Origin of the sequence: Jatrophihabitans sp. (genome assembly GCF_051960575.1) — a bacterium.
In the GTDB taxonomy this organism is placed as follows: domain Bacteria; phylum Actinomycetota; class Actinomycetes; order Mycobacteriales; family Jatrophihabitantaceae; genus JBQCEE01.
In genome coordinates, this window is record NZ_JBQCEE010000062.1 from 1 (window position 1) to 4,529 (window position 4,529).

General features: G+C 73.1%; 3 protein-coding genes and 1 pseudogene. 1 reads left to right on the top strand and 3 read right to left on the bottom strand.

Annotation, left to right across the window (positions count from 1 at the left end):
* The 3 genes and pseudogenes from ACTHMS_RS02950 to ACTHMS_RS02960 form a co-directional block, all read right to left on the bottom strand.
* Window positions 1-231: pseudogene (locus tag ACTHMS_RS02950) on the bottom strand (serine/threonine-protein kinase); the annotation flags it as partial.
* 89 nt (window positions 232-320) lie between these two features.
* A complete protein-coding gene (locus tag ACTHMS_RS02955) occupies window positions 321-1,580 on the bottom strand; it encodes an MFS transporter (RefSeq protein ID WP_440305183.1) in 1,260 nt (419 codons plus the stop codon).
* Window positions 1,577-2,011 carry a MarR family winged helix-turn-helix transcriptional regulator gene (locus tag ACTHMS_RS02960; protein ID WP_440305184.1) on the bottom strand — a complete coding sequence of 145 codons (435 nt, stop codon included), beginning with the start codon at window positions 2,009-2,011 and terminating at the stop codon, window positions 1,577-1,579. The genes ACTHMS_RS02955 and ACTHMS_RS02960 overlap by 4 nt, the downstream gene beginning before the upstream one ends.
* Before the next feature lie 220 nt (window positions 2,012-2,231).
* Between ACTHMS_RS02960 and ACTHMS_RS02965 the strand changes: the two genes are divergently transcribed.
* Window positions 2,232-4,292: a thiamine pyrophosphate-dependent enzyme gene (locus ACTHMS_RS02965; protein WP_440305185.1), complete on the top strand. Its 2,061-nt coding sequence runs from the start codon at window positions 2,232-2,234 to the stop codon at window positions 4,290-4,292.
* The last annotated feature ends 237 nt before the right edge of the window (window positions 4,293-4,529 follow it).

Below are 4,529 nucleotides of genomic sequence, written 5' to 3' on the forward strand. Positions count from 1 at the left end.
GTTGGGGTGCGAACTCCCCGCGCGGAGGGCGAGCGACTCGCGCTCGAACGACTCGAGCGCGCGGGGTGAGGCATCACGGACGTTGAGGAGCTTGAGGGCGACCGGACGGTTGGTCTCGATCTCGCGCGCGCGGTAGACGACGGCGAGGCTGCCGACGCCGATCTCGCTGACGTCGGCGAAGCCGGGGAAGAACTCGCTCTGGTGCCCCGGGGGACGTCGGCGCAGGACCATGCGTCACCTCCCGCCGAGTGGTGATGAGACTAGCAACGACCGACGATGCGGCCCCAGGACGGACGTCCCGGGGCCGCACCATGATCATGTCAGGACTCGTTGCCGATGCCCGCTGCGACCTCGAGCTGCTCCTCACGCTCGACGCGGTCGAGCTCGGTGTGCTCGGGCTGCACGGTCTCGCCGCGGTCGGCCGCGGTCACCGCCTTGTGCACGGTCGACAGCACCAGCGCGGCGACGACGAGGCTGCCGGCGGCCACCAGGAACGGCACGTGCGCGTCGTAGTGCTCGACGAGCTTGCCCGCGACGAACGGCGCCAGGCCGCCGCCGATGAACCGCACGAAGCCATACGTCGCGGACGCGACCGGCCGCTCGACCGGCGCGATGCTCATGACCGCCGTGGTGACCAGCGTGTTGTTCACGCCGCAGAAGATGCCCGCCACGATGACGGCGACGATGACCACCGTCGGCCGGTCGGGCCAGATGCCGATCGCGGCGATGTCGAGACCCATCAGCACGAAGTTGCCGTAGAGCGTGTTCGCGGTGCCGAAGCGGGCCTTGAGCCAGGGCGCGCCCCAGATGGCGAAGACGGCGACGAACACGCCCCAGGCGCAGAACACCAGGCCGAGCTTCACCGGGCTCTTGATCGCCATGAGGAACGGCGAGTAGCCGAGCAGGGTGAAGAAGCCCCAGTTGTAGAACAGGCCGACGAGGCTGGTGGTGGCGAGCGAGCGGTGCCGCAGGGCGAGCAGCGGTTCGCGCAGCCGTTCCTTGCGCGCCGGCGTCGGCGTCTTCGGCAGCAGCACGAGCACGGCGATCAGGGCGATCGCCATCAGCGCCGAGACGCCGAAGAACGGGCCGCGCCACGAGATCGACCCGAGCTCGCCGCCGAGCAGCGGGCCGAGGGCGATCCCGACGCCGAGCGCGGTCTCGTAGAGCACGATCGCGCCGGCGAAGCCGCCAGTGGCCGAGCTGACGATGACGGCCAGCGAGGTGGCGCTGAACAGCGCGTTGCCGAGACCCCAGCCGGCGCGGAAACCGACGATGCCGCCGATCGAGCCGGAGCTGCCGGCGAGCGCGGCGAAGATGACGATGAGCACCAGGCCGGCGACGAGGGTGCGCTTCGCGCCGATGCGGCTCGACACCCAGCCGGTCACGAGCATCGCCACGGCGGTCACCACGAGGTAGCTGGTGAACAGCAGCTCGACCTGCGAGTGCGACGCGTGCAGGTCGACGCTGAGCGAGGCCAGGATCGGGTCGACCAGGCCGATGCCCATGAACGAGACGACGCAGGCAAAGGCCACGGCCCAGACGATCTTGGGCTGGCGGAACGGACTGACTTCGGATTTCATGCGGGGCTTCCCGGGGTTGAGATGAGACGGGAGATGGCCGGCAGTGCGGCGACGAGCGCCGCGCGGTCGGCCGGGTCGAGCACTTCGAGACGGCCGCGCAGCAACTGGGCGCGATCGGCGTGCCGGGCGGCGAGCACCTCGCGTCCGGCGGCGGTGATGCGCACCAGGGTGGCGCGGCCGTCGGTGACGTCGGCGATCCGCTCGGCGTACCCGGCGGCCTCGAGCCGGTTGACCAGCGTGGTCATGCCCGGCTGGCTGATCGCCTCGCGCTGGGCGAGGTCGCTGATGCGCAGGGGGCCGGACGCCTCGAGGGTGTCGAGCGTCGTCACTGTCGAGCTGCTGAGTTCGGTCGGGGCCTGGCGCCGGAGCCAGAAGAGCAGGTCCTCGAGCGCGTGGGCCACCGCCGAGAGTTCGGAGGTCTTGATCGCCACGCCTCCGATTCTATAACTGGCTTATATAACGTTGCGATGTACCGTCGCCCACACGCTGCCGGCGCGGCAGAATCGCCCGGTGACCTCTGCCAGCGGCAACGACGCCGCGACCCCCCACGAGGTGCTGGACGCGCACGTGCGCACCGCCCTCGCCGACCTGCCCGACCGCCCGCTCGACGACGCACCCGACACGCGTGCCGCCGTCGACCTGTTCGAGACGATGGCGGCGAGCCGGCTCATCGACATCCACGCCCGGCGGCTGCGCCAGACCGGGCGTGGCTACTACACGATCGGGTCGGCCGGGCACGAGTCGAACGCCTACGTGGCGGAGGCGCTGCGCCCGACCGATCCGGCGTTGCTCCACTACCGCAGCGGCGGCTTCTTCCTCGCCCGGTCACGCCAGGCCGGACGCCCGCTCGCCGACGGCGTGCGCGCCGTGCTGCTCGGCATGTTCGCAGCGACCGCCGATCCCGCCTCGGGTGGCCGGCACAAGGTCTTCGGGGACGCGTCGCTCGCGGTGATCCCGCAGACGTCGACCATCGCCTCGCACCTGCCGCGCGCCGTCGGCGTCGCGTTCGCGATCGGACGCGCGAAGAAGCTCGGCCGTCCGTCGGCATGGCCCACCGACGCGGTGGCCGTCACCTCGTTCGGCGACGCGAGCGCGAACCACTCGACGGCGGTCGGCGCGCTCAACACCGCGGGCTACTGCGTGGCGCAGGGGCTGCCGCTGCCGCTGCTCATCGTGTGCGAGGACAACGGCCTCGGCATCTCGGTGCCGACCCCGTCCGGCTGGATCGGCCAGGCCCTGCAGCGGCCGAACCTCACCTACCTGTCGGCCGACGGCGACGACCCGGACGGCGCGCGGGCGACGGCGCAGGAGGCCGCCGACCTGGTGCGCCGCACCCGGCGTCCGGTCGTGCTGCACCTGCGCACGGTGCGCTTCCTCGGCCACGCCGGCACCGACGTCGAGTCGGCCTACCGCACCGCCCGCGAGGTGGCGGCCGAGCGCGGCCGCGACCCGCTGCTCGCGCTCGCCCGGCGCATCGGCTCACGCGCGCTGCTCGAGCGGTACGAGGCGGTCGACGACTGCGTCACCCGCACCGCGGCCGAGGTCGGTACCGAGCCGACGCTGAAGACCGCGGAGCAGGTGCTCGCGCCGCTGCGCTTCGCTGCCCCGTCCTCGAGCTTCTTGCCCCGCCCTGGCACGCGACCGGACGCGGCCGGCGAGCCACCGCGGGACGAACCGAGCGCGACCGGGGCGGCCGGGGTCGCCGGTCAGACGCTCGCGCAGGCCATCAACGCCGCGCTCGCCGCCGAGCTGGCCGTGCGGCCGGACATGCTCGTGTTCGGTGAGGACGTCGGCCGCAAGGGCGGCGTCTACGGGCTGACCCGCGGCCTGCAGCAGCGCTTCGGCGCCGCGCGCGTGTTCGACACGCTGCTGGACGAGCAGTCGATCCTCGGCCTCGGGCTCGGCCTGGGGGTGAGCGGGCTGCTGCCGGTGCCCGAGATCCAGTACCTCGCCTACGTGCACAACGCCGAGGACCAACTGCGCGGCGAGGCGGCGTCCCTGCGCTTCTTCAGCGGGGACACGTACCGCAACCCGATGGTCGTGCGCATCGCCGGGCTCGCATACCAGAAGGGCTTCGGCGGGCACTTCCACAACGACAACGCGGTGGCGGTGCTGCGCGACATCCCCGGGCTGGCCATCGCGGTGCCGAGCCGGCCCGAGGACGCCGCGCCGCTGCTGCGCGCCTGTCTCGCGGCGGCGGCCGAGTACGGCCAGGTCAGCGCGTACCTCGAGCCGATCGCGCTCTACCACGAGCGCGACCTGCTGACGTCCGGCGACCGTGGCTGGCTCGGTGCCGCCGACGCGCCGCCCGATCCCGGGTTCGGACGCGCGCGCCGGCACGGCGACGGCGCGGACCTGGTGATCGTCACGTTCGGCAACGGCGTGCGGATGAGCCTGCGCGCGGCCGCGCAGCTGTCGGCGCAGGGCATCGCGGCGAGCGTGCTCGACCTGCGCTGGCTCGCCCCGCTCCCCGTCGAGGACGTGCTCGCCGAGGCCGCGCGGTGCGGGCGGGTGCTCGTCGCGGACGAGACCAGGCACAGCGGCGGCGTCGGCGGGGGCATCGTGACGGCGCTGGTGGAACACGGCTTCCGCGGCCCGATCGCCCGCGTCGCCGGCCGCGACAGCTTCATCCCGCTCGGCGCGGCCGCCGACCTCGTGCTGCTCGGCGAGGACGACATCGTCGCTGCCGCCCAGCGCCTCGCGTCCGGCTGACCCGGCGTCCGGGACGCACCTTGTCCCGCTGCGCCGGGTTCGCGGCGTGCTTTGCCCCGCTGCACCGGCAATTTCCGCCGGAATTTCCCGGCGCAGCGGGACAAGGCGCCGCCGATTGCCGGAGTTCCGGGGCAAGGCGGCCCCGGCGCCGAGGGGTGACGGGTTCGCGGGGCGGGGGGGGGAAGGGGGGGAGCCCGGGGTGGGGGTGTGGGCGGCTTACGCGGGGGGCTGAACTAA

What these genes read in the sequence shown, in the direction of transcription:
- ACTHMS_RS02955 (WP_440305183.1), bottom strand. Translation starts at nt 1,580, where the DNA reads ATGAAATCCGAAGTCAGTCCGTTCCGCCAGCCCAAGATCGTCTGGGCC.
- ACTHMS_RS02965 (WP_440305185.1), top strand. Translation starts at nt 2,232, where the DNA reads ATGGCGGCGAGCCGGCTCATCGACATCCACGCCCGGCGGCTGCGCCAG.